Origin of the sequence: Halorubrum sp. SP9 (genome assembly GCF_005435015.1) — an archaeon.
GTDB lineage: Archaea > Halobacteriota > Halobacteria > Halobacteriales > Haloferacaceae > Halorubrum > Halorubrum sodomense.
Window position 1 is genome coordinate 1 of the sequence record NZ_SGXU01000818.1, and the last position, 210, is coordinate 210.

Genomic DNA, 210 nt, shown 5'->3' on the forward strand with positions numbered 1-210 from the left:
TGGCCCAGCACATCATCAAGACGAACTACGCCGGCGAGCTCAACACCCAGCGCGAGCAGCTGTCGAGCTCGGAGTTCACCTCGGAGCAGGTCGCGGAGGTGACCGAGGAGGTAGCGCCAGAGATCGACGCGGAACTGCTCCGCAAGTACATCGCCCACGCGAAGCGGAACTGCTACCCGACGATGACCGAGGAGGCGAAAGAGGTGATAG

1 protein-coding gene is annotated in these 210 nt (G+C 62.9%); it reads left to right on the forward strand.

Annotated features, from left to right (window positions below; translation table 11 throughout):
- Positions 1–210, forward strand: a 210-nt coding sequence (locus tag EXE45_RS19410) for a hypothetical protein (RefSeq protein ID WP_137695233.1), incomplete at both ends; no start/stop codon positions are given.